Annotated in this window: 24 protein-coding genes; 7 read left to right on the top strand and 17 right to left on the bottom strand. The window is 61.7% G+C overall.

The features are described from left to right. Nucleotides 1–22: 22 nt before the first annotated feature. The 3 genes from RCH06_RS13450 to RCH06_RS13440 form a co-directional block, all read right to left on the bottom strand. Nucleotides 23–1246, bottom strand: coding sequence for an extracellular catalytic domain type 1 short-chain-length polyhydroxyalkanoate depolymerase (locus tag RCH06_RS13450; protein WP_327081975.1), 1224 nt, complete (start codon nucleotides 1244–1246; stop codon nucleotides 23–25). Nucleotides 1247–1294: 48 nt separating this feature from the next. Beyond that, nucleotides 1295–1717 carry a CopG family transcriptional regulator gene (locus tag RCH06_RS13445; protein ID WP_327081974.1) on the bottom strand — a complete coding sequence of 141 codons (423 nt, stop codon included), beginning with the start codon at nucleotides 1715–1717 and terminating at the stop codon, nucleotides 1295–1297. 170 nt (nucleotides 1718–1887) lie between these two features. Then, nucleotides 1888–2115, bottom strand: coding sequence for a SlyX family protein (locus tag RCH06_RS13440; protein WP_327081973.1), 228 nt, complete (start codon nucleotides 2113–2115; stop codon nucleotides 1888–1890). Nucleotides 2116–2280: 165 nt separating this feature from the next. On the opposite strand from RCH06_RS13440, the gene RCH06_RS13435 reads away from it, so the two are divergent. From RCH06_RS13435 to RCH06_RS13425, 3 genes are all read left to right on the top strand, one after another. Continuing rightward, on the top strand, nucleotides 2281–3360 hold the full coding sequence (locus RCH06_RS13435) for a branched-chain amino acid ABC transporter substrate-binding protein (RefSeq protein WP_327081991.1): 1080 nt from the start codon (nucleotides 2281–2283) through the stop codon (nucleotides 3358–3360). A 147-nt stretch (nucleotides 3361–3507) separates the two neighbouring features. After that, nucleotides 3508–7566, top strand: coding sequence for a Pls/PosA family non-ribosomal peptide synthetase (locus tag RCH06_RS13430; RefSeq protein ID WP_327081972.1), 4059 nt, complete (start codon nucleotides 3508–3510; stop codon nucleotides 7564–7566). A gap of 62 nt (nucleotides 7567–7628) precedes the next feature. Continuing rightward, on the top strand, nucleotides 7629–8180 hold the full coding sequence (locus tag RCH06_RS13425; RefSeq protein WP_327081971.1) for a 4'-phosphopantetheinyl transferase family protein: 552 nt from the start codon (nucleotides 7629–7631) through the stop codon (nucleotides 8178–8180). Nucleotides 8181–8414: 234 nt separating this feature from the next. Here the strand turns inward: RCH06_RS13425 and RCH06_RS13420 are convergent, their stop codons facing one another. From RCH06_RS13420 to RCH06_RS13395, 6 genes are all read right to left on the bottom strand, one after another. After that, nucleotides 8415–9143 carry an amino acid ABC transporter ATP-binding protein gene (locus RCH06_RS13420; protein ID WP_442799655.1) on the bottom strand — a complete coding sequence of 243 codons (729 nt, stop codon included), beginning with the start codon at nucleotides 9141–9143 and terminating at the stop codon, nucleotides 8415–8417. A 64-nt stretch (nucleotides 9144–9207) separates the two neighbouring features. Further along, entirely contained in the window at nucleotides 9208–10026 is an 819-nt protein-coding gene (locus RCH06_RS13415; protein WP_327081969.1) for a transporter substrate-binding domain-containing protein, read from the bottom strand. 84 nt (nucleotides 10027–10110) lie between these two features. Next, entirely contained in the window at nucleotides 10111–10761 is a 651-nt protein-coding gene (locus RCH06_RS13410; protein ID WP_327081968.1) for an amino acid ABC transporter permease, read from the bottom strand. Then, entirely contained in the window at nucleotides 10761–11432 is a 672-nt protein-coding gene (locus tag RCH06_RS13405) for an amino acid ABC transporter permease (RefSeq protein ID WP_327081967.1), read from the bottom strand. The genes RCH06_RS13410 and RCH06_RS13405 overlap by 1 nt, the downstream gene beginning before the upstream one ends. Nucleotides 11433–11515: 83 nt before the next feature. Beyond that, nucleotides 11516–12373, bottom strand: coding sequence for a fumarylacetoacetate hydrolase family protein (locus RCH06_RS13400; protein ID WP_327081966.1), 858 nt, complete (start codon nucleotides 12371–12373; stop codon nucleotides 11516–11518). Between the two features lie 30 nt (nucleotides 12374–12403). Then, nucleotides 12404–13150, bottom strand: a complete 747-nt coding sequence (locus RCH06_RS13395) for an SDR family oxidoreductase (RefSeq protein ID WP_327081965.1) — start codon at nucleotides 13148–13150, stop codon at nucleotides 12404–12406. Nucleotides 13151–13516: 366 nt separating this feature from the next. Between RCH06_RS13395 and RCH06_RS13390 the strand changes: the two genes are divergently transcribed. Then, a complete protein-coding gene (locus tag RCH06_RS13390) occupies nucleotides 13517–14347 on the top strand; it encodes an IclR family transcriptional regulator (RefSeq protein ID WP_327081964.1) in 831 nt (276 codons plus the stop codon). Nucleotides 14348–14557: 210 nt separating this feature from the next. On the opposite strand, the gene RCH06_RS13385 is transcribed toward RCH06_RS13390, so the two are convergent. The 4 genes from RCH06_RS13385 to purE form a co-directional block, all read right to left on the bottom strand. Continuing rightward, entirely contained in the window at nucleotides 14558–14767 is a 210-nt protein-coding gene (locus RCH06_RS13385; RefSeq protein ID WP_327081963.1) for a hypothetical protein, read from the bottom strand. A 244-nt stretch (nucleotides 14768–15011) separates the two neighbouring features. Continuing rightward, the gene (locus RCH06_RS13380) at nucleotides 15012–15995 is read right to left on the bottom strand and encodes an L-threonylcarbamoyladenylate synthase (protein ID WP_327081962.1); all 984 of its coding nucleotides are present in this window, start codon (nucleotides 15993–15995) and stop codon (nucleotides 15012–15014) included. After that, on the bottom strand, nucleotides 15992–17215 hold the full coding sequence (locus tag RCH06_RS13375; RefSeq protein WP_327081961.1) for a 5-(carboxyamino)imidazole ribonucleotide synthase: 1224 nt from the start codon (nucleotides 17213–17215) through the stop codon (nucleotides 15992–15994). Before RCH06_RS13375 ends, RCH06_RS13380 begins: the two co-directional genes overlap by 4 nt. Beyond that, a complete protein-coding gene (gene purE / locus RCH06_RS13370; RefSeq protein WP_327081960.1) occupies nucleotides 17212–17724 on the bottom strand; it encodes a 5-(carboxyamino)imidazole ribonucleotide mutase in 513 nt (170 codons plus the stop codon). The genes RCH06_RS13375 and purE overlap by 4 nt, the downstream gene beginning before the upstream one ends. A gap of 222 nt (nucleotides 17725–17946) precedes the next feature. On the opposite strand from purE, the gene RCH06_RS13365 reads away from it, so the two are divergent. After that, on the top strand, nucleotides 17947–18840 hold the full coding sequence (locus tag RCH06_RS13365; RefSeq protein ID WP_327081959.1) for a tetratricopeptide repeat protein: 894 nt from the start codon (nucleotides 17947–17949) through the stop codon (nucleotides 18838–18840). A 6-nt stretch (nucleotides 18841–18846) separates the two neighbouring features. Here the strand turns inward: RCH06_RS13365 and RCH06_RS13360 are convergent, their stop codons facing one another. Continuing rightward, nucleotides 18847–20226, bottom strand: a complete 1380-nt coding sequence (locus tag RCH06_RS13360; RefSeq protein WP_327081958.1) for a heavy metal sensor histidine kinase — start codon at nucleotides 20224–20226, stop codon at nucleotides 18847–18849. After that, nucleotides 20223–20897, bottom strand: a complete 675-nt coding sequence (locus RCH06_RS13355) for a heavy metal response regulator transcription factor (protein ID WP_327081957.1) — start codon at nucleotides 20895–20897, stop codon at nucleotides 20223–20225. Before RCH06_RS13355 ends, RCH06_RS13360 begins: the two co-directional genes overlap by 4 nt. Nucleotides 20898–21050: 153 nt before the next feature. Here RCH06_RS13355 and RCH06_RS13350 point away from each other — a divergent pair, with 153 nt between their 5' ends. Both RCH06_RS13350 and uraH read left to right on the top strand, forming a co-directional pair. After that, the gene (locus tag RCH06_RS13350; RefSeq protein WP_327081956.1) at nucleotides 21051–21566 is read left to right on the top strand and encodes a GlcG/HbpS family heme-binding protein; all 516 of its coding nucleotides are present in this window, start codon (nucleotides 21051–21053) and stop codon (nucleotides 21564–21566) included. A 63-nt stretch (nucleotides 21567–21629) separates the two neighbouring features. Then, nucleotides 21630–22040: a hydroxyisourate hydrolase gene (uraH, locus tag RCH06_RS13345; RefSeq protein ID WP_327081955.1), complete on the top strand. Its 411-nt coding sequence runs from the start codon at nucleotides 21630–21632 to the stop codon at nucleotides 22038–22040. 168 nt (nucleotides 22041–22208) lie between these two features. On the opposite strand, the gene RCH06_RS13340 is transcribed toward uraH, so the two are convergent. Together RCH06_RS13340 and RCH06_RS13335 are read right to left on the bottom strand one after the other, a co-directional pair. Beyond that, a complete protein-coding gene (locus tag RCH06_RS13340) occupies nucleotides 22209–22784 on the bottom strand; it encodes a cold shock domain-containing protein (protein ID WP_327081954.1) in 576 nt (191 codons plus the stop codon). A 30-nt stretch (nucleotides 22785–22814) separates the two neighbouring features. Then, the gene (locus RCH06_RS13335; protein ID WP_327081953.1) at nucleotides 22815–23732 is read right to left on the bottom strand and encodes a phosphoribosylaminoimidazolesuccinocarboxamide synthase; all 918 of its coding nucleotides are present in this window, start codon (nucleotides 23730–23732) and stop codon (nucleotides 22815–22817) included. Between the last annotated feature and the right edge of the window lie 31 nt (nucleotides 23733–23763).

The following is a 23763-nucleotide window of genomic DNA, read 5'->3' as shown; positions in this document are numbered from 1 at the left end:
CCTCAGACGCTTCAGCGCCAGCTCAATGCGCCTTGCGCAGCGTGTTCGCCAGGAAGAAACGCAGCATTTCTTCAGACGCATCCGGGCCGGTGCCGTCGGTGTATGAACCGCGCGCGCTGCCGCCCGACCAAGCGTGGCCCGCGCCATGCACGGCCCAGTGTTCCGCCACCACATGGCCGCTGGCGTCTTTGTAGCTGCGCTGGGTGTAGTCGCGGCCATTGGCGCTCTTGGCGCTCTTGGTTTCGGGCGTGTGGGCACCGGCGCTGGCCGCCAGCACCTGCTCGCCATTGACCGGGTTCACGGTCGCGTCCTTGTCGCCGTGAAAGACGATGGTCGGCGGGCTGGCCGTGGTGCGGGTGCTGGGCGGCGCGCCGGTCTGCATCACGCTGAGCGCGGTCTGCACATTGGTCGCCGACCCAGTCGCCAGGCCCGAATGCACACCGACGGCGGCAAACAGGTCGGGGTAAGCGTCGCCCAAAATGGCCGCCATCGCGCCGCCTGCCGACAGGCCGGCCACATAGACGCGCTGGGGGTCGATGTTGTAGCGTTTCATCACGTCACGCGTCATGCCCGCCAGCAATGCCGGCTCGCCCCGGCCGCGCTTTTGGTGGTTGTGCTTGAACCAGTTCCAGCAGCGCGACGAATTGGCGTGCTGCGTCTGCGCCGGGTAAAGCACGTAAAACCCGCGCTTCAAGGCCGCTTCGTTCATGCCCGTGCCGGCGGCAAAGTCGTCCGGGTTTTGCGTGCAACCGTGCAGCATCACCACCAGCGGCAATGGCTCGGTGAAGGACGCTGGCGGAATGTAGAGCTTGTACTCGCGGCTGCCGGCCGTGCCCTCGGTGTGGCTGCCGCTGATGAACTGGCCCGCCGGGCCGGGCTTGACGGTCGGCTCAGCGGGTTTTTGCGCTGGCGCTGCGCGGCCGACTTCATGCGCTTCCACGTCGATGACGTTCGGGTCGTCAGCCGCGCTGGCCGGCATCGCAGCGCCGCCGAGTGCGGCCTGGATGGCTGCGGTGGCGGCCTGCAGGTTGCCGGTTTGCATCAGCCGCGTGGCTTCGGCCATCGAATTCTGGAAGGCCGGGTTGTTCATCGGGCTGGCGGTATTTTTAGCGCCAGCGGCCAGCCGTTGCAATGGATTTTCACCGCCGCTGTCGGCGTGCTGGCTGGCTGACGCCAGGGCTTTTTGCATGGCGCCTTGCGCCATGCGCGAGGCTTCGGAGAGGATGCGTTCAAGGTTGGCGTTCATGGTGTTTTCCTTCTGGGAACGGGTGGATTCAGGGAACAGGTTGAAATATCAGCGGATGCGGCCGGCCAACGCCGCCTTTACAGCCGGGCTGGCGTGCAGCGCGCCCAGCACCACCACCGAATCAATGGCGGCCAGGGCGAGCTCGGGGGTGACGTCAAGGGCGATGGTGGCCAAGCCCAGCACACGGATCTGCAAGGCTTCGCCCGACGCCTGCACAGCGCGCAGGTCGTCGGCGGTGAAATGCTGGATGCCCAGCACCAGCGTCTTGCGCGCCACCACCTGCTTGACCACTTCGGCATGGTTGACGAGCTGGTTGCGGATGGCGGTGCGGATCAGGTCGGTGCGGTTGGCGTAAAAGCCTTCCTGCACCAGCAAGTCAATCTGGCCCAGATCGACATAGCCCAGGTTGATGGTGATTTTTTCGTCAGCCGGTTTGCTGACGGCGACGGTGTTGGCGGTTCTTGGTGGCATGCCGCTATCTTAAAACCATCCAAGTGGATGGTATATGGATGTTTCAACCTTTTACATACTGGCAGCCCAGCGCCTTGATTGCTATTTTATTAATAGCTGCTTGCGCTTATGCAGCCTGCGCAATCGCCATTTTTGGTCATTAAACTTCCAAAAAACAGCCTGCAGCGCGCTCAATAATGCGGCGGCAGGTCGTCGCCGGCCCGGCTGAACACGCCGCTGCTGGCTTCGGGCATTTGCTGGCGCAACCGCTCGACTTCGCGCAGCAACGCGTCGATTTGCTGCTGCTGGCGGATGACGACCTGGTTCAGCTGGTCAAGCAGGTCTTCGTTGAAGCTGGCCTTGATCTCCAGCTCGGTCAGGCGGTGGTCGGTGGCGTCGTGGGGTTCGGTAGGGTTCATGCGCTGATTGGACACGAACTGGCCTTGCGCTGGCCCCAGCAAAAGGGCCCAACCCGGCGTCCTATAATTTTTCTTTTGACAGAAAGATTTGACATGCCCGCCTTTTGCCTGACCGCCCGTTCCCGTATCGCCCTTGCTGCTGCCGCCCTGTGCTTGGCCGCCCCGATGACCCACGCCCAGGAGGTGCAAACCGTCAAGATTGCCCATGCCGGCCCCACGTCCGGCGGCATTGCCCATATCGGCAAGGACACTGAAAACGGCGTCAGCCTGGCCTTGGGCGAGCTCAATGCGCAGAACCTGGTGATTGGCGGCAAGAAGATCAAGTTCGAGCTGGTGGCCGAAGACGACGCGGGCGACCCGCGCCAGGCCACCGCCGTGGCGCAAAAGCTGTGCGACGCCAAGGTCGCCGGCGTGGTCGGCCATCTGCAATCGGGCACATCCATCCCGGCCGCGACGGTCTACAACAAATGCGGCATTCCCAACATCACCGCGTCGGCCTCCAACCCCGACCTGACCAAGCCCGGCTACAAAACCACGTATCGCCTGATTGCCAACGACAACGCGCTCGGCGCAGCGCTGGCCATCTACGCCCATGACACCCTGAAAATCAAGAAGGTCGCCGTGATTGACGACCGCACCGCCTACGGCCAGGGCCTGGCCGATGTGTTCAAGGCCACCGCCAAGGAAAAAGGCATCGAGGTGGTGGCAGAGGAATTCACCACCGACAAAGCCACCGACTTCATGGCCATCCTGACCGGCATCAAGGCCAAAAAGCCCGATGCGGTGTTCTTTGGCGGACTGGACGCGCAGGCTGGCCCGATGCTGCGCCAGCTGGCGCAACTCGGCCTGACCGATGTGAAGTTCTTCGGCGGCGATGCGCTGTGCACTGAAAAGCTGCCCGAGCTGTCGAGCAAGGCCGCATCGATCAAAAACGTGACCTGCGCCACCGGCGGCGCATCAATCCAGAAAATGCAGGGCGGCACCGAATGGAAGAAAAAGTACGACGCCAAGTTCCCCGGCCAGTTCCAGATCTACAGCCCGTACGCCTATGACGCGACCTTTGTGCTGGTCGACGCCATGAAGCGCGCCAACTCGGTTGACCCGAAGACCTACACGCCTTTTATCGGCAAAACGCAGTTCAAGGGCGTCACCGCTAACATCGCCTTCACCGCCAATGGCGAGCTGACCAAACCCGCCGTCACGCTGTATGTCTACAAAGACAATGTGCGCACTGCGCTGAACTGATGAACGCACGGGCCGGTTGGCGATCCGGCCCGTTATTGCCTTCAGCCGGGCTGGCCAGAGCCGCTTGCGCTGAAGAGGATTTATCCCCATAAAACTTCGTTCAGAAAACAGTCTATCTGTCAAAATCGGGCACTACCAAGCCCCGCAATGACCACACCCTCACTTCTCGACGCCGCCGATCTCTCTCCGATTCACCTTCTTCCCGCCGACGATCCCGCTCTAAATCCGGACATTTTGCTGGGGCCCGTTCGGCCCGACCTGATTCGCACTGAAGTGCTGGCCGACCTGCTGGAGGCGACGGCCACCCGCATTCCCGACCATCTGGCGTTGATCTTCGGTGAGCGGCAACTGACCTACCGCGAGCTTGATGCGCAGGCCGACCAGGTCGCATCCAGCCTGATCGAAGCCGGCGTGCGCCCTGGGCAAATCGTCGGCTTGTGGCTGCCGCGCGGCATTGACCTGCTGGTGATGCAGGCGGCGATTGCCAAGACCGGCGCGGCCTGGCTGCCGTTTGATGCCGATACGCCGGTCGAACGTATTGCCGTGTGCCTGGACGATGCGAACGCGCCCGGCATTGTCAGCTGCGCCAGCTTTGCGCCGCGCTTGGAGAATTGCGGCCGCACGGTGTGGACTGCCGAAGCGCTGTCAGTCCCCGGTGGGGTGCCATTGCTCCGGCGTCAGGGCGTCAAGCCGTCTGACCCGGCGTATGTCATCTATACCTCGGGTTCGACCGGCAAGCCCAAAGGCATTGAAATCAGCCAGGGCAGCATCTGCCACTTTCTGCGCAGCGAAAACGCCCTGCTCGGCATTACGGACACCGACCGCGTGTACCAGGGCTTTTCAGTCGCCTTTGACATGTCGTTCGAGGAAATCTGGGTCAGCTATTTGGCCGGTGCCGCGCTGTGGCTTGCCCCCAAGGAACTAGCGTCTGACCCCGAAGCGCTGCCGCGTGCGCTGGAAGAAAACCGCATCACCGTGCTGCACGCAGTGCCGACGCTGCTGGCGCTGTTTACCCAGGACGTGACCAGCCTGCGGCTGATCAACCTGGGCGGCGAAATGTGTCCGCAGTCGCTGGTGGCGCGCTGGGCACGGCCCGGACGCCAAGTGTTCAACACCTACGGCCCGACCGAAGCCACCGTGTCGGCCAGCCTGGCCGAATTGCATCCGGGCGAGCCGGTGACGATTGGCCGGCCGCTGCCCAACTACGGCTTGCTGGTCATCAGCACCGACATTGAAAACGGCTTGAAGCTGCTGCCGCGCGGCGACGTTGGTGAGCTGTGCATCACCGGCCCCGGCGTGGCGGCGGGTTATCTGGGCCGCCCCGACCTGAGTGCCGAGAAATTCCTGCCCAACCCGTGGGCCAGCAGCGCCGAGCAAACGCGCCTCTACCGCACCGGCGACCTGGCCCGCATCGACCCGGACGGCTGCGTGCAGTGCCTGGGCCGCACCGACGACCAGGTGAAGATTCGCGGCTTTCGGGTTGAACTGGGCGAGATCGAAGCCGTGCTGGCCAAACAGCCCGGCGTGGGCACGGTGGCCGTGGTGCTGCGCCCTGAAGACGGCATCGACCAGCTGATTGCCTTCCTCGTCGCGGAAAGCGGCCAGACGCTGTCCAACACCGTGCTGCGCGCTGCACTCAGCGCCGTGCTGCCGCCGTACATGGTGCCCGGCCACTTTGAAATGCTGACGGAAATGCCGCGCCTCACGTCGGGCAAGATTGACCGCAAGGACTTGAAGGCGCGTCCGCTGGCGCTGGTGGCACGCGATGCCGCCGATTCCGACGCGCCCGAGAACCCGGCTGAACAAGCGCTATTCGACGCCTTGTCAAAGCTGTTTCCCGGCCAAGCGATTCGCCGCAGCGCGGACTTCTTTTCCGACCTGGGCGGCCATTCGCTGTTTGCGGCGCGCCTGGCGTCCGCGTTGCGCGCCGATGCGCGTTTTGCGCATGTCACGGTGCGCGACATTTACCAAAACCGCACCGTCGGGCGCATTGCCGAAGCGCTGGCGCAAACGCATGATGCGCCGCCGCCGGTCGATACCCGCTGGACGCCGCCGTCGGCCTGGAAGCGCTGGCGTTGCGGCGCGGCTCAGGCCGCCGCCATTCCGGTGCTGGTGACGCTGCACATGAGCCAGTGGCTGGCGCCATTTTTTGCTTATCACTTCTTCACGGGCGATCCGGGCGACTCGCTGAAGCTGGCGATTGCCGCCGCAACGGGCGCTTACCTGCTGGCCACGCTGCTGGGCTTCGTGCTGGCGATTGTCGGCAAATGGCTGGTCGCCGGACGCTTGAAGCCGGGCCGCTACCCGCTGTGGGGCCTGACGTATTACCGCTGGTGGCTGGCCGACCGGCTGATCGAGTCCGCGCCGACTTACATGCTCAATGGCTCGTCGCTCTATGCGTGGTGGCTGCGCGCTCTGGGCGCAAAAATCGGCAGTGAAGTGGTGATTGGCTCAGTCACCCTGCGCGCGCCCGATTTGTTGGTAATTGGCGACAGGGCCAGCATTGGCAACGCCGTCAATTTCGAGAACGCGCGCGTCGAGCACGGCGAGTTGCGCCTGGGCGCCATCGCCATCGGCGCGGATGCCGGTGTCGGCTCGTATGTCGTTCTGGAAGGCAATACGGCGATTGGCGCTTTCGGCCACCTGGAAGGGCAAACCGCGCTGAGCGACGGCATGACCGTGCCAGCCGACCGCACCTGGAGCGGCTCGCCAGCGCGCGATGTGGGCGCGTTCGACAAGGCAAGCAACCCTGCGCGGCTGCCGGTCACCCGGCTCCGAAGCGCCACTGAGGCCGTGTTTTTCCTGTGTGGTGCGCTGCTGATCACGACGCTGTTCTTTTTGCCGGTGTTTCCCAGCTTCATGCTGATCGACTGGATCGACAACACTGACAACTTCGGCCCCATGCCCACCCGCGAGATTCCGTTGCAGCTGGCCAGGTATTTCATGCTGGCCTTTCCGGCCACGGCGGTGCTGATTGTTCTCACCGCCCTGCTTTCGGCGGCAATCCGCTGGGGCGTGCTGCCGCGCATGAAGCCGGGCAGCTGGCCGGTACACAGCAACAAATACTGCGCCAAATGGCTGGTCAACCAGATTCAGGAATGCTCTTTGAGCGTGCTGCATGGCGTGTATGCCACGGTGTATGCGCCGTTTTGGTACCGGCTGCTGGGTGCCAAAGTGGGCCGGGGCGCTGAGATATCGACCGCGCTGGGCCTGGTGCCCGACATGCTGACGCTGGGCGAAGACACCTTCATTGCCGACGCGGTGATGCTGGGCGACGAAAAGATCGACGGCGGCTGGATGACGATGAAGCCGACGGTGATTTCGCGGCGCAGCTTTGTCGGCAACGGCGCTTATATTCCCGACGGCACGACGCTGCCCGAAAACGTGCTGATCGGCGTGCATTCGACCGTGCCTGGCAACGACGCGATGCGCAACGGCGACACCTGGCTCGGCTCGCCGCCCATCAACCTGCCGGCGCGTGAAGAAGTGCGCGGGTTTGCCGAACACCTGACCTTCAGGCCGTCGGTGCTGCGCCGCATCGGACGCGGTGCGGTCGAAGCCTTTCGCATCGTCGCGCCGCATGCGTTTGTCATTGCCGTCGGCTACACCATCGTGCTCGACGTGATGCCGTTGGCGGCTGACGGGCGCTGGGGCGAAGTGGTGCTTGACCTGACGCTGGCCGGCTTGGCGTACGGCGTGGGTACCTTCGTTTTTGTGGCGGTGCTCAAGTGGCTGCTGCTGCGGCGTTACCAAAAATGCAGCGTGCCGATGTGGACGCCGTTTGTCTGGCTGTCCGAAGCCGTGACCAACCTGTACGAAGGCATTGCCGTGCCGAATTTCATGCGCTACCTGCGCGGCACGCCGTGGCTGCCGGTCGCGCTGAACCTGCTGGGCAGCCGCATCGGGCGCGGCGTGTACCTGGACACCACCGACATCACCGAATTCGACTGTGTGACGATTGGCGACTACAGCGAACTCAACGCCCTGGCCTGCCCGCAAACCCACCTGTTCGAAGACCGCATCATGAAGATCGACCACGTCACCATCGGCCGCCGCGTCTACATGGGGCCGCGCAGCGCCGTGCTGTACAGCGCCGTGGTGGGCGACAACGCCAAGCTGGGCGCGCTGACGCTGGTGATGAAGGGCGAATTCATCCCGGCGGCGACAGCCTGGCGCGGCTGCCCGGCAGCGCCGGCGCGGGTTTGAGGCTGCCAGCGATAGACCAGACGCAAGTCGCCGTTCATGGCTGGCCAGAATCGCGGCCACTGATGACGGCGTTGGCCGGCACCGCGCCGGACTTGGTCGTGATCAGCGTTGCCACGCCCGACAGCCCGCTGCGCCATGTGGCGCGTCTACAGTTACGCACAGCAGTGCGCGAGGTGCTGGGACTGCAACTGGACTGCACGCCAGAATCGATTGTGCTGGCCTCCCGGCCTGGACAGGCGATTCGCGTCGACCTGCCCCGCCACGGCATTGGCATCGGCTTGTCGGTCAGCCATGAAGCCGGCCTCTCGGTGGCCGCGATTCACCGATGCGGCCCCGTAGGTATCGACATCCTGCGGCTGCCGCAGGAGTTGGACTGGCAACCGGTCGCCCGCGACTACCTGGGGCCGCAAGTCCTGGCGCGCATTGCAGCCCTGCCGACCGATGAACAGCCGCCGGCCTTTGCGCACGAATGGACCCGGCTCGAAGCCGGCCTGAAATGCCTGGGCGTTGGCCTGCAGGAGTGGAATCCTTCATTGGCACAAAGGCTTGAAAGCTGCCGCCTGACAGGGCTCAAGCTGCCAGCCGGCCTATTCGGCGCGGTGGCCCGCCGTTGAAATGATCGCGTGCCTCAGGCAGCACTTGTGTCCAGCGCTTTAGCACATAGCGCTGTTCAGGGGGCAGGACGGCTTCTAAAGCGCACGCGTTAGACCCAAAAACGACTACTTTTGAATAAAAAAGGCCGATTGCGCATACTGCATATGCGTTTTCAGCTATTAATAAAATAGCAAAATGCTTGATTTCTCATATTCTGTGGTTACCCGTCAAACCGGATTGCGCTGTAGCGTCACCTAGTGATTGAGGATTTGCCCGAGAAAATTACGGGTGATCTCATGCTTCGGGTTTTTGAAAAACTCTTCGGGAGGCGCTTGCTCAAGGATTTCGCCTTGCGCCATAAAGATCACGCGGTCTGCAACACTGCGGGCAAATCCCATTTCGTGCGTGACGCACAACATCGTCATGCCGTCTTCAGCCAGCGAAATCATGGTATCGAGCACTTCCTTGACCATTTCTGGATCCAACGCCGAAGTGGGTTCGTCAAACAACATGATCTGTGGTTTCATGCACAAAGCACGTGCGATAGCCACCCTTTGTTGCTGGCCGCCCGACAACTGGCTGGGGTACTTGTTGGCCTGATCGGGAATACGCACACGCCGCAAATAATCCATGGCGGTGGCTTCCGCCTCAGCCTGGCTGAGTTTCAATGAGCGCATGGGCGACAAGGTGCAGTTTTGCAAAATCGTCAGGTGAGGAAACAGGTTGAACTGCTGAAACACCATGCCAACATGCTGCCTGACCTGCCCCACTTGGTGCGCAGAGCCGCTCAGCTCAATGCCATTCACGTCAATGCGCCCGCGCTGGATCGATTCCAGCCCGTTGATGCAGCGGATCAGCGTTGATTTTCCGGACCCTGATGGCCCGCAAATGACAATGCGCTCGCCAGTTCTGACTGACAGATTGATGTCGGTCAGAACCTTGAAATCGCCATACCATTTCTCGACCTGGCTGAACTGAATCATTGGACTGTCATTGGTCATTGCACAACACGCTCACGAAAAGGCTGTAAAAAAATCTGGCACTGGTTTATTTGGCCGGCTTTTTGACGGTGTCAGGCAGTGGCGTGCCGATCCACTTTTCAAACAGCTGATTGAGCTGGCCGTTGGCCACGTTGGTGGCAATAAAGCCATTCATGGCAGCCAGCAGTTCGGGCCGGTCTTTGCGCATCGTGATGCCCATCAGCTGCTCATTGATCTTGTATTTGATCTCGAACCGGCCGGGTGCTCTTTTTTGCGCTTGGGAAGCAATGGCAGTTGATGTGCCCGCCAGGTCAACCTGACCGGCCATCATGGCCTGCAGCGCCGATGCGTCGTCGTCAAAGCGCCGAATGTTGGTGCCGGCAGGGGCGATTTTCGTCACGCCCATGTCCGTCGTACTGGCACGCGGCACACCAATCTTGTAGTTCTTCAAATCTTCTGCCGAAGAGATGCTGACCTTGTTGGGCCCGAGCAGAACCATGCCGGCGGCAGAATAAGGGTTGGAAAACTGCACCTGTTTTTCACGCTCAGGCGTGATGGCCAAAGAAGCGACCAGCACATCGGTCTTGTCGGTCAGCAAGTAAGGAATCCGGTTGGGGCCGGTCACCGGGATCAGTTCGAGCTTGACACCGAGTTGTTTGGCCAGCAGTTTGGCGACATCGGCATCGTAGCCATCGGGCTGGTTATTGCTGTCGGTCACGCCGTAAGGGGGGAAGTCAACCACAATGCCCACCTTGATCGTTCCGCGTTGCTTGATCGTGGCCAGGTAATCCTCGGCGTGTGCGACGGACGCCGCCATCAGGGCGCTGGCGCCCAGCAATGCCAGGGCAGAGGTGTAGAGCTTTGTTTTCAGGGTATTGGATCGCATGTTGTTTCCTTGGGTTATCGGGCGTCCCGAGTCAATGTGTAAGCCGGCTTGATGTGTACCGGTTCTTTTAATAAAAAACCTTGGCTACCGGCCTGATAGTTTCAAGCGTGCCTCCAAGTGATCGGCCCATCTGGACAGCGGCCAGCACAAGAAAAAGTAGATAACGGCAACCAGGCCAAAAACCTCCATCGGTGCAAACGTGGCGTTGTTCACCACTTGGGCCGTTCGGGTCAATTCCGCAAAGCCGATGATCGCGGTCAGTGAGGTGCCCTTGATGATCTGCACCATGAAGCCGACGGTTGGGGCGACGGCAATCCGGAATGCCTGCGGCAAGATCACATACCGGAAGCGGTTGACATAACTCAGATTCAGCGCTTTGCTGGCCTCGGTCTGGCCCTGCGGAACGGCTTCGATGCAGCCACGCCAGATTTCGCCAAAAAATGCACTGGTGTTCAATACCAGCGCCATACCGGCCGCAATCCACGGACTCACGTCCAGTCCCATCACCGGCAAACCGAAGAAGATCAGAAACAGCTGAAGCAGCAGCGGCGTGCCCTGGAACAGCAAGATGAAGCTGCGCGCCAGCGTGCGCAATGCAGTGTTGTCGCAAGTGCGGCAAAGCGCCACAATCAGCCCGCCAATGCCACCGCCCAGCAGGGCGATCAAAGACAGCGCCAGTGTCCAGCGGGCGGCCTCAACAATCAGCCAGACGTCAGAAAGCGAAAAGTCACGCATTACTTGCTGCCCGGATAGTAAAGAAAGCGCTGGTAGCAGAGCTTGAACAGACCAATGAACATCATCGACAAGGCGAAATAGATGGTCGTGACCACGATGTAGATCTCGAAACTCCTGAATGTTTCGGACTGCAGACTGGCGGCAACCGATGTCAGGTCATCGGCTGAAATGGCGGACACGATGCTGGAGGTCAGCATCAACAAAATAAATTGACTGGAGAGCGCCGGAAAGATCGTTTTCAAGGCGGGCTTGAGAACCACAAAAAGGAATATCTGATGCGGCTTGAGATTGAGCGCCAGCCCGGCTTCCACCTGCCCTTTGGGAATCGACTCGATACCGGCGCGAATAATCTCGGCAGAAAACGCACCCAGATTAACGAACATTGCCACCAGCGCTGCCGTGGTCGGTGACCATTGCACGCCAATGCTGGGCAGCGCAAAAAAGAAGAAGAACAGCTGGATCAGAAACGGCGTATTGCGGATCAGCTCTATATAGGCATTGATCACCCACTTGACCGGCCGCCCGCCATGCGTTTTCCCCCATGCGCACACCACGGCAATCGCCAGGCCAATCACCATCGCTGAGAAAGACAGCTTAATCGTCTGCAGCGTGCCCTCCAGCAGCAAGGGCCAGGCGTGAAACACCGTATCAAACTCGAAGGCGTAGCTCATGGCAATTCAAAGGTTGTGTGGAGAATGCAGGGTAGAAAAAAGAACCGGATGGCCATGCGCAAAGACGCACGGCCTTGGCATCGTCAATCCAGCAAGGCGGCATCCCAGGCGCGGGCCTGCTGCATCTGCTCACCCAAGCCCTCAATGCCCAGGCGCACAACATCACCGTCCTTGAGGTAGACCGGGGGCTTTTGGCCAAGTCCAACCCCGGGCGGCGTGCCGGTCGAGATCAGGTCGCCCGGATAGAGCGTCGTGAACTGGCTGATGTAGTGAATCAGGTACGCCACATTGAAAATCATGGTTTGCGTACTGCCGTTTTGAAAACGTTTGCCATTGACATCAAGCCACATGCCGAGCTTTTGCGGGTCGGCAACTTCATCCGACGTGACCAGCCAAGGGCCGATGGGGCCGAAGGTATCGCAGCCCTTGCCCTTGTCCCAGGTACCGCCACGCTCAATCTGGTACTCGCGCTCAGACACATCGTTGATCACGCAGTAACCCGCAACATGCTCCAGCGCGGTTTCCAGCGGCACATAACGCGCCTTCTTGCCAATCACCACACCCAGCTCCACTTCCCAGTCGGTTTTCAACGAATTCTGGGGAATGACCAGTGTGTCGTTGGGGCCGGTGGGACGAGACCATTTGTTGAACAAAATGGGTTCAGCTGGCACTGCAGCGCCGGTTTCAGCCGCATGGTCGCTGTAGTTCAAGCCGACACAGATGAACTTGCCGACACCGGCATAGGGCGTGCCAATCCGTCCGGGTTGCGCCACTACCGGCAGCGTTGTCAGGTCTATTTTTCGCAAGGCTTCAAGCCCTTGCGGCGACAGCTGTTCTGCCGTGATGTCACTGATCACGCCGGACAGGTCGCGAACCGCGTTCTGCGCGTCAAGAATGGCGGGTTTTTCGTGGCCAACCGGGCCGTAACGTAGTAATTTCATACTTATCCTTTAGTGGGGAACGGGGTGAACTCAGTTGGACCAGCCGCCGTCGATGATTTGTGCGGTGCCGGTGGTAAAGGCAGACTCGTCTGACGCCAGGTACAAGGCCAGCAAAGCGATTTCCTCGGCCCGACCCACCCGGCCTATGGGTTGGCGCGCCACGAAGTCGGCCCGCACCTGATCAATGGATTTTTCGTATTTGCCGGCTTGCGAGGCAATCCGCGCCTGCAGCGAAGGAGACTCGACAGTGCCCGGGCAAATGGCATTGCAACGTATGCCCTGGGCCACGAAATCTGCGGCGATGGCTTTGGTCATGCCGATCACGGCCGCCTTGGTGGCGCCATACACAAAACGATTTGGCACGCCTTTGACGCTGGACGCGGCCGACGCCATGTTGATGATGGAGCCCTGACCACGCGCCAGCATGCCGGGCAAGAATGCGCGCGCCATCTCATAGCTTGCCGTCACGTTGAGCGCAAAGGAAAAATCCCAGGCCTGGCGATCACAGTTAAGGATGTTTCCATCGTGAACATAACCCGCGCAGTTGAACAGAACGTCAATGGCGCCGACCTTCGCCGCCAGTGCCGCAATGTCGTCGCTTCGCGTGACATCAAGTTTGAAAACCTGGCAACCCTGCAAGCTCGACAACAACTCCTGGTTGATGTCAGTAGCGATGACGGTGGCGCCCTCACGCGCAAATAACTCTGCCGTTGCACGGCCAATGCCTTGGGCAGCGGCCGTGACCAATGCTGTTTTTCCTGCTAAACGACCAGCCATTTCTTCTCCAGTAGTGACATGACGGGGCGCCGGCCCCAAAGCGGCAGGAGGCGAATCAGAGAGCGTCAACAAGCAACCATTTGCCCAGACATCCACCCAGAACCGCAATCCAACCTCATTATTTGATTTCGTATGTAAAAACAAATTTCTTTTAAAAAGATGCTCTTTTTTCACAATTAAACGAAGTATGTATGAGTTTTTCTATAGAAAAAATAGGGTTTTCCCTTTGTCTTTTGTTTTTATTTATAAATTTGATTTTTATCTATGAGATTTTCAGCGCTGTTTTTTGCAGTGCCACGGTTATCATCGCCACAGACAACAGGCCAGCGACGGCTGAACTTCATGAATACGCAACCCCCTTCCGCCATGACCACAGAGCCCAATCCATCAGAGACCCCGAGTGAGCCAGACCCGACCGCGCGCTATACCGCGCCAGCGCTGGACAAGGGTCTGGACATACTTGAGGCCCTGAGTGCGAGCGCCGACGGGTACTCACTCAACGAGCTCAGCCAGGTGCTGCAACGCAATGTCAACGAGATTTTTCGCATGGTGGTTACGCTGGAGCGCCGTGGCTACATCCAGGCCGATTCGAGCGACCGCTACACCTTGACGCTGAAGATGTTTGCGCTGGCGCATCGACAGCCGCCGATCAAGTCGCTGGTGGACGCTGCGCATCCTTTGCTGCAAGAGCTTGTCGAGCGCACGCGTCAATCGGCGCACCTCACGATTTACCAAAATGGCCGGGTGGTCGTGATTGCACAGGTCGACAGCCCGGAACGCTGGTCGTTCGGCCTGAAGGTGGGTGTGCTGATGGGCTTGAGCGACACCTCTTCTGGCCACGTGCTGCTGGCCTACCAGGACGAAGTGACGCGCACGCGCATGCTCAGCTATCACATCAAGGTCGAAGGAGAGCTTGACATTGATCCGGGACAGTTGTTTTCACTGTTGATGGCCGTGCGGCAAACCGGCTACGCCATGATGCCGAGCATCCAGATCCAGGGCGTGACGAATATCGCATTCCCGGTATGGGGGTTGGGTCAGCGAGTCGTTGCCGCCATCAACATCCCGCATATTGCGCGTATAGACGGGACGCCCACGCCGAACAAAGAGCAAATTAAAACCGCACTGGCAGATATCTCTGCCCGGTTGTCTAAACGGCTGGGATATGACTTGCAGGCGGCGTCTGCCGATCACTGAGAGCCAGCCGGTCACGGACGCCACCTCACCCGCTATCACTGGGCAAGGTTTCCACCCAGATCAATCGCACGCCCTGCGCATCAAAACTGCGCAGCACCGAATATGGCTGCTTCTAGCCGAGAACAGCCTCGCCATAGGCGTCCTTCATGGCACGCTATAGCGCTGCCTGGCTTCCAGATGGAAGGTGCCTATGCAGGTAGTGAGGCCAGCTCAATCATCAAGGACTATCCCCAGGGCGCTCAACTTTTTTGCATACGCATCCCTGCGTTTTTCAGCGCTTGCAGCGGTATCAATGGCCGCCTCAATAGCCTTGGGCCCCTTTTTTGCAACCGTTTTTATCAACCCGAGCTTGTGCGCAGCATCCACTTCTGCCCTCTTGAAAGTGGCGATTAATTCAGCATGGACGACGGATGGATTCATAGACGCAGGATTGTATAAAACACCAATTTTTGCACTGCTTGTGTTTGTCGCCGTTTAAGGCAAGGTGATGTCGAAGGGTGGGTCGGAGCAAACTCTTGCACACCACGATAAGGTGCCAAAGCCGGTGCCATTGGGCAAAAAACAAACGGGCGTGCGTCAGGTCGAGCGTGCAATCCGAGTGTCCACTCCTGGCCGAAACTCGCCAATCACGCCAATCACGCCAATCACGCCAACACCCAAACCCTCAACTCGCCGCAGCCCGCCCCAGCCGGTCGCGCACGCCGTCCCATTCGCTAGCAACGGGCAAGGTTTCCACCCAGATCAACCGAGCACCTTGCGCATCAAAACTGCGCAGCACCGAAAACAGCTGCTGCGCGGTGGCCAGTGCGTCGTCGGGCATGCGGCGGTAAAGCACGTTGGGGGACTGGATGCGCAAAATGGTGCGGGCATAGACGGCGATGTGGGCCGCGTCTGCACCGAGCAGGTCGAGCGCGGTTTGCATGGCGCTAGCCTCCATCAGGCGCACCTTGGCATTCGGCGCGTAGTGCGATTCCAGCGTGCCGGACGCGCGCGGGGCGCTGCCGATGGTTTGCACAGCGTCCTTGTCCAGCACCGGCTGGCCGCAGGCGGCTTCGAGTTGCGCGCGGGTCAGCACGCCGGGGCGCAGCAGCACCGGCTGGCCGCGTGTGCAATCGACGATGCTGGACTCAATGCCGACTGCGCACGGCCCGCCCTCTAACACCAGCAGGTCGTCGCCAAACTCGCCGGCCACATGCTCGGCAGTGGTTGGGCTGACGCGGCCGAAGCGGTTGGCGCTGGGGCCGGCCACGCCGGTGTTGCAGGCCTTTAAAAAAGCCAGCGCGACCGGATGCGCCGGGCAACGCAGGCCGATGGAGTTTTGCCCGCCGGCCGCTGCCGCCGCCACGCCATCCTTGCGCGGCAGGATGACCGTCAGCGGGCCCGGCCAGAACGCCTGCATCAGCCGTTCAGCGAAGGGTGGCACGCTGCTGGCGTAGTCGTTGACCTGCGCCGCGTCGGCCACATGAACAATCAAGGGATGGTTCGCGGGCCGGCCTTTGGCGGCAAAAATGCCGGCGACGGCGGCATCGCTGGACGCATCAGCGCCCAGGCCGTAGACGGTTTCGGTCGGAAAGCCGACCAGCCCGCCGGCCTGGATGCAGCGGGCGGCGTCTTCAATGGCTTGCGGGTCGGTGCCGGGCAGAATCATTCGTCGCTTTCAAAACCCGGCAGGCCCAGAATCGCGGCGGCCTGGCGGGCGGTGGCTTTCACGCCGGCCACGTCGGCGCCGGTGAGCGTCAGGTGGCCCATCTTGCGGCCCGGTCGGGCATCAAGCTTGCCGTACAGGTGAAGGTGCGCGCCGGGCAACGCCAGCACCGCCTGCCAGTCGGGCGTGCGCGCCTGGCCGGTGGCGTCAAACCAGACATCGCCGAGCAAATTGAGCATGATGGCCGGTGAATGCTGGCGCGGCGTGGGCAGCGGCAAGCCGGCCATTGCATGCACCTGCAAGTCGAATTGCGACACGTCGCAGGCGTCTAGCGTGTAGTGGCCGCTGTTGTGCGGGCGCGGTGCCATCTCGTTGACGACCAGCCCGCCGTCTGCGCTGCCGTCGTCCACCACGAAGAATTCGACGCACAGCACGCCGACATAGCCGATGTGATTTGCTATTGATTTCGCAGCTGCTTGCGCCCGTGCAGCAAGCGCTACAGGCATATTTCCTTCATAAACCTCGGTCACGGCCAGAATGCCGTCGACATGCAGGTTCAGCTGCGGCGGAAAACTGACGATGTCGCCCTGCCAGGAGCGCGCCACGATGACCGAGCATTCGGCGCTCAAGGGCAGCATTTTCTCCAGCACGCAGGCGGTCTGGTCGAGTTCGGCCCAGGCGGCCGCCAGTTCAGCGGCATTTTTGACGCGCAGCTGGCCCTTGCCGTCGTAGCCCATGCGCGCGGTTTTCAAGATGCCGGGCAGCAAGTCGTCGGGCACGGCCTGGAGTTGCGCCAGCGTTTCAATGACCGCATACGGCGCGCAGCGCACGTCCGCCCCACCGGCCGAGGCCATGAAATGCGATTTTTCCTGAATCCGGTCTTGCGCAATCGCCACCGCCGCCGCACCGGGCGCGACCGGACGGGCCACGGCCAAGGCTTGCAGCGCGCTGGCCGGTACGTTTTCAAATTCAGTGGTGATGGCGTCGCACAGGCCGGCCAGTTGCGACAGCCCCTGCACATCGGTGTAGGCGGTCTTGACGTGGTGGTGGCTGACGCGGCCAGCCGGGCTGTGCGCGTCCGGGTCGAGCACGGCGGTGAAGTAGCCCAGGCGCTGCGCGGCATGCACGAACATACGGCCCAACTGGCCGCCGCCCATCACGCCGAGCGTGGCGGGTCGGCCGGTTTCATCGACCGTACCGGGGAAGATGGGCAAGGTAGTCATAGCGGCGGCAGCGTCATGGCGCGGGCGGCTTCGGTTTGTTCAGCGCGAAAAGCCTGCAACTTGTCGGCCAGCGTTTTGTCATGCAGGGCCAGCATGGCGACGGCAAACAGCGCCGCATTGGCCGCGCCCGCGTTGCCGATGGCAAAGGTAGCGACCGGAATGCCTTTGGGCATTTGCACGATGCTGTGCAATGAATCAACGCCTTGCAAATGCTTGCTGGCGACGGGCACGCCGAGCACCGGCACGGGGGTCTTGGCGGCCAGCATGCCCGGCAAATGCGCTGCGCCGCCGGCACCTGCAATGATCGCCTGCAGCCCGCGTCCGGCGGCTGACTCGGCATAGGCGAACAAATCGTCGGGCATGCGGTGGGCCGACACCACGCGCGCGTCATGCGCCACGCCAAAGTGCTGCAGGATTTGCACGGCATGCTGCATCGTGTCCCAGTCGCTGCTGGAGCCCATCACCACGCCCACCAGAGGGCTTGCCGGATTGTTTGTTGTCGTCGTCATAAGGGAGGGTTCACGTCCTGATGTTGAAGGGGCGGTACGCCGGAAAGCGCTGATTTTACGGGCTGGGGCTGCACGCAAGCAGGCATACCCGGCGGGTTCATCGCCGCCGCGCGCCCATGCTATCGTCATGCCTGCTGCCAAGGTGGCGCCCGGCCGGCTTCAGGCTGCGCCGACCCGCCAACTGTTTGATCCCCTCTTTGACCCTCTTATCGGTAACCCCTCATGATCGACGTCACTATTGCCAATTTTCAGGAAGAAGTCATTGCCGCTTCCATGACCACGCCCGTGCTGGTGGACTTCTGGGCGCCCGGCGGCGACCCCGGCGAGCTGCTTGGCCCGCTGCTGGAGCAGCTCGAAGCCGCTTACGGCGGCAGCTTCAAGCTAGTCCGGGTCGATGCGATCCGCGAGGAAAAACTCAGCGCCGCCTTTGGCATCCAAAGCGTTCCGACCTGCATTTTGGTGGTGAACGGCCAGCCGGTTGACGGCTTCACCGGCGCGCTGCCTGAAGGCAAGATCAAGGAATTTCTGGACAAGCACCTGCCGCCCGCCCCTGAACCAGCGCCGCCCGAAGAAGAAGTGGTGCTGGACACTGCGCCTGAGGCCGTGCTCGAAAGGCTGCAAAGCGCCGTCGCCGCCGACCCGGCCAACGAAACCGCCCGCTTCGACTATGTCAAGCAGCTCCTAAGCCTGGGCCGTGACGATGATGCCAAGGTGGCGTTTGCGCCGGTGATTGCCCAGACGGCGGTGGTACGGCGTTTTGATTCGCTCAAGCGCTGGATGGATGCTCTTGATTTTGTAGCTACCAACGCCGATGCAGCAAGCGCATCCGCCCTGTTTGATGAAAAAATCGCCGCCAACAAGCGCGATTTCGACGCCCGCTTTGACCAAGCCCGTTCGCTGCTGGCCGACCAGCGCTGGACCGATGCGCTCGACGAACTGCTCGAAATCCTGATGCGCGACAAGGCGTGGAACGACGGCCTGGCGCGCAAGACCTACATCGCCATTCTCGACATCATTGAAACGCCCAAGCCCAAGGTCGCCGACGGCCAGATTCCGCCGGAAGACGCGACGGTGGCGACGTATCGCCGGCGCCTGAGCAGCGTGGTGCTGAGCTGATGTGCGCTAATCCGCTACCGGAAAGCGCAAGGTAAAGCAGGTCCCGGTGGCGCTGCTTTCGACGCGCACCGCGCCGCCGTGCAACTGCATGATGGAACGCACGATGGCCAGCCCCAGTCCGCCCGAGTCGCCTGGCTCGGCGCGCGACGGGTCGCAGCGGTAAAAGCGGTCAAACAGGCGCGGCAGGTGCTCTAGCGCGATCGGCGCGCCCTGGTTGGTGACGCTGATGTCCACCCAGCTGCCGTGCCGCTGGCTGGCGATGCGCACCGGGCTGTCGGCGCTGCCGTAGCGCAGTGCGTTGGCCAGCAAATTGGCAAGTGCCCGGCGCAGCAACTGCGGGTCAGCCGCCAGTGCGCCGTCGGCTTCATTCACCAGCACGATGCCGCGCTCTTCGGCCATGCCTTCAAAGTAATCGCCCAGTTGCGCCACGGCATCGTGTAGCGCGATGGGTTCGCGGTTCAGCACCGCATCGGGCTGCTCGGCACGCGCCAGAAACAGCATGTTGTCGATCATTCGCGCCAGCCGCTCGTACTCTTCCTGGCTGGACGCCAGCAGCGCCTCGTAATCCTCAGTGCTGCGCGGTTTTTGCAGGGCGAACTGGGTCTGGCCCATCAGGTTGTTCAGCGGCGTGCGCATCTCGTGCGCCAGGTCTTCTGAAAAGCGCGACAGCCTGCCAAAGCCGTCTTCCAGCCGCGCCAGCATCTGGTTCAGCGCGTCGCTGAGCTGGCGCAGCTCGATAACCTGCTGCGCGCTGTCGAGCCGCAGGTGCAGATGCTGCACATCAATAGACGCCGCACGCGCCGCCAGCGTGCGCACCGGGCGCAGGCCGCGCAGGCTGACCGCCCAGCCGAGCAAAAAGGCCAGCAATGCGCCGGCACCCAGCGCCAGCCACAGTTTCAGCCGGTAGGCGGCGAGCATCTGGCTGCGTTCGGCCAGCAGCTTGCCCGCAATCAGTGTCAGGTCGCGGCCGTCCTGGCGTACATGCAGCCAGGCCAGACGCGACGGCTCGCCCACGCCATCCTGCAGCTGCACGCCCGGCCCCGGCGGCAACGAAGGCACCGGTAAACGGGCCGGGTTGATTTCGATCAGCGGCTGGCCGTTGCCGTCGAGTACCCAGAGCAAATCACCCTGGTTGCCCAGCATGTTGGCGTAGAGCTGCGGGCGCTGGCGCAGCGCCTCGATGCTGTCGCTGTCGCCAATCAAGACGCCCATGCGCTCGACGCGGCCGACCAGCGAAACGTCGTCGCGCCAGGCAATCTCGCGTTCCAGCGACTGGTACAGGTACAGCCCCAGCGCGCCCAGCAGCAGTACGCTGGCCAGCGCAAACATCAGCGCCAGCCGCAGGCTGAGGGCACGCGGCCACAGCGCTGTGATGCGCGCCGTCATGCTTCCGGCGCTTCGAGCGTGTAGCCCATGCCGCGAACGGTGTGGATCAGCTTCGGGCTGAACGGATCATCGACCTTGGCGCGCAGCCGGCGAATCGCCACATCGACCACGTTGGTGTCGCTGTCAAAGTTCATCTGCCAGACCTGCGAGGCAATCTGCGCGCGCGACAGCACCTCGCCGGTGCGCTCCATCAATAGCTGCAGCAGGGCAAACTCCTTGTTCGTCAGCACGATGCGCTCGGTCCCGCGCGCCACGCGCCGGCGCAGCACGTCGAGCTGCAAGTCGGCCACCTGAAACTGCTCGGCCTCGCGCGGCGGGCCACGGCGCAACAGTGTGCGCACGCGCGCCAGCAATTCGGCGTACGAAAACGGCTTGACCAGATAGTCGTCGGCACCCAACTCCAGCCCCTTGACGCGGTCTTGCACCGCGTCGCGTGCCGTCAAAAACAGCACCGGCACCTGGCTCTTGCGCCGGATGATTTGCAGCAGCTGCCAGCCGTCAATGCCGGGCAGCATCACGTCCAGGATGATCAGGTCGAACTCGCTTTCCTGCGCCAGAAACTGGCCGTCCAGCCCGTTGTGCGCCACCTCGACCAGGTAGCCCGACTCGCCCAGCCCCTTGCGCAAATAGTCTGCCGCCTTGACCTCGTCTTCCACCACCAGTATACGCATGCGTCGTCTCCTTGCAGGCAAGACTAAACGCAAACGGGGCACGCGTACATGACAAAGTTGTCATCTGTGGGCCATCGTTTTGACGCGGTCGGCGCTGCATCATCAAGGCCTTCGCTCCAAGCAGCGTCCCTGAATTGACCCCAAGGAAACCCGATGCAACTCTTCCCCCGTACCGCCGCTTTGGCCCTCAGCAGCCTGGCACTGTGCGCCGCCGCCGCGTCCAGCGCCTGGGCCGCCCCGGCCGTCACGTTGAAGCAGGAAAACGTTTCACTGGCGATGGCGAATGAGCTGATCAACGCCACGCTGGCCGCCTGCCACGCCGATGGCCGCTCGGCGGTGGCCGTGGTGGTCGACCGGGGCGGCAACCTGATTGCCGTGCAGCGCGACGACAGCGTCGGCCCGCACAACACCGAAGCCGCTCAGCGCAAGGCCTTCACCGCCTTGTCGACCAAGACACCCACGCGCCTGCTGGCCGCCAACGCCCGCGCCAACCCCGAATCGCAAAACCTCAACACCGTCGATTCACTGCTCTTGATTGGCGGCGGCGTGCCGTTGAAGGTCGGCAACGACGTGATCGGTGCTATCGGCGTAGGCGGCTCAGGTGGTGCGGCGCAAGACGAAGGCTGCGCGCTCAAGGCGATTGCCCAAGTCATGCCAACCGCCCCTTGACCGGGCACAGGCCCAAGTTCTTTATCCGTAACCCGTAATCCCACCCGAAAAGGAAACTTCCCCATGATGACTTTCAAATCCCTGTGCGCCGGCATTGCCCTGTGCGGCGCTTCAGCCATCGCTTTTGCTGCTACCAACCCGCTGAGCGTTCACGTGCTGAACCTGCAAGACGGCCTGCCTTCGCCGGGCGTCAAAGTGCTGCTCGAAAAGCAGGACGGCAAAAACTGGGCTGAACTGAACAGCGGCACGACCAACGAGCAAGGCCGCATTCCGGCGCTGTACCCGGAAGGCAAGACGCTGGAAAAAGGCAACTACCGCGTCACCTTCAAGACCGGCGAGTGGTTTACCGCACACAAGCAGGCATCGTTCTTCCCTGAAGTGCCGGTGATTTTTGCGGTGGACGGCACGGTGCCGCATTACCACATCCCGCTGCTGCTGAGCCCTTACGGCTTCTCGACCTATCGCGGCAACTAAGCCCACGCCAGAAGGCGTGCAGACCGCTGGCGGTTTGTGCGCTGGCATTAAAAAAGCCCCGTTGCATTCTGCGCAGCGGGGCTTTTTTGCTATTGAATCAGTAGCTGACATTGACCGTGCAGCAAGCGCCACGGGCACATTTCATTAAAAAATCACCGGCTACTCCGCTTAATGGGCAAAAGAACCGGTACACAACTGCTGCTCACACGGCACACCGTCGTTATCTCCATCCATCTTCACGCTTGGGCAGTTCTTGAGAAAAAAGGTGGCTTCCGCGCAGGAAGTCATCTGAGAGCAATGCTGGCGACCGTCACAACGATAGTTGGCCAAGGCGGGCTGCGGCAACTGTGCAGCCGGCAGCACGCTTGAGGTGCCTGAATCTGAGGGGGTATAGGCGCTGACCCGTTTTGAATAGTGCGCGTAGCCATACACGCCAACAGCGACCAGCATCACCACCGTGACGGCTTGCGCAAAAAAACTTCGCGCGGGCCGCGAACGCTGGACGGGTGTTGAAGGGCGAGCGCCGGGTCGTGAAACTTCAGGACGGCGCACGCTGACAGCGCGTTTCTTACCGTCCTTGTTCAGCTCCAGCTCGAACGACAGCCGCTCCTGAAGCTGGGGCCGCCGGCCGTCTCGCGGAAACGATGAAATATGGACAAACACATCCTGTCCACCCTGGGCCGGCGTGACGAAGCCAAAGCCTCTGTCATCATTCCATTGGGTGAGCGTGCCGTCGAATCGCACAGCAAAGCTTTCAACAACAGCGCAGCCAGATCAAGCCGTCAGCCGCGTCATCGCTTCCTGGTATTTGGCGGCGGTCTTGGCAATCACGTCGGGCGGCAGGTGCGGCGATGGCGGGGTTTTGTCCCACGGCTTGCCGTTGATGCGCACGGCTTCCAGCCAGTCGCGCACAAACTGCTTGTCGTAGCTGGGCGGGTTTTGTCCGGCGGCAAAGGCGGCTTCGTAGCCCTCGATGGGCCAGTAGCGCGATGAATCGGGCGTCAGCACTTCGTCCATCAGCGTCAGCGTGCCGTTTTCATCGAGGCCAAACTCGAACTTGGTGTCGGCAATGATGATGCCTTTCGTCAACGCAAAAGCGGCGGCTTTTTCGTAAATCGCGATGCTGAGCTGCTTGATCTGCGCGGCCAGTTCGGGGCCGACGAGGGTTACGACCTGCTCGTAGCTGATGTTCTCGTCATGCTCGCCCACTTCGGCCTTGGCGGCGGGCGTGAAAATCGGCTCGGGCAGCTTGCTGGCGTTTTGCAGGCCGGCGGGCAGCGGCACGCCGCAGACGGACTGGTTTTGCTGGTATTCGGCCCAGCCACTGCCCGCCAGATAACCGCGCACCACGGCTTCGACCGGAATGGGTTTGAGCCGCTTGACCAGCATTGAACGGCCCGTGACCTGCGGCACTTCAGCTGCGGTCACCACGCTTTCAGGCGCTTCGCCGGTCAGGTGGTTGGGGCAGATGTCGCCCAGCTTGTCGAACCAGAACAGCGCCATTTGCGTGAGCAAAGCGCCCTTGCCGGGAATCGGCTCGCCCAGAATCACGTCAAAGGCGCTCAGGCGGTCGCTGGCCACCATCAGCAGCCGGTCCTTGCCCACGGCATAGTTGTCGCGCACCTTGCCGCGCGCCAGCAGGGGCAAGGAAGTCAGGGCCGAGGTATGAAGTGCGGGGGTCGTGGTGGTCATGCGGGTCTGCGGGTTGAAAAAGTAAAAAAGC

The organism is Polaromonas sp. CG_9.5, assembly GCF_035984465.1.
Classification (GTDB): Bacteria; Pseudomonadota; Gammaproteobacteria; order Burkholderiales; family Burkholderiaceae_C; genus Polaromonas.
The sequence above is the reverse complement of the archived record's forward strand: the minus strand, read 5'-3'. Positions and strand labels throughout refer to the sequence as shown.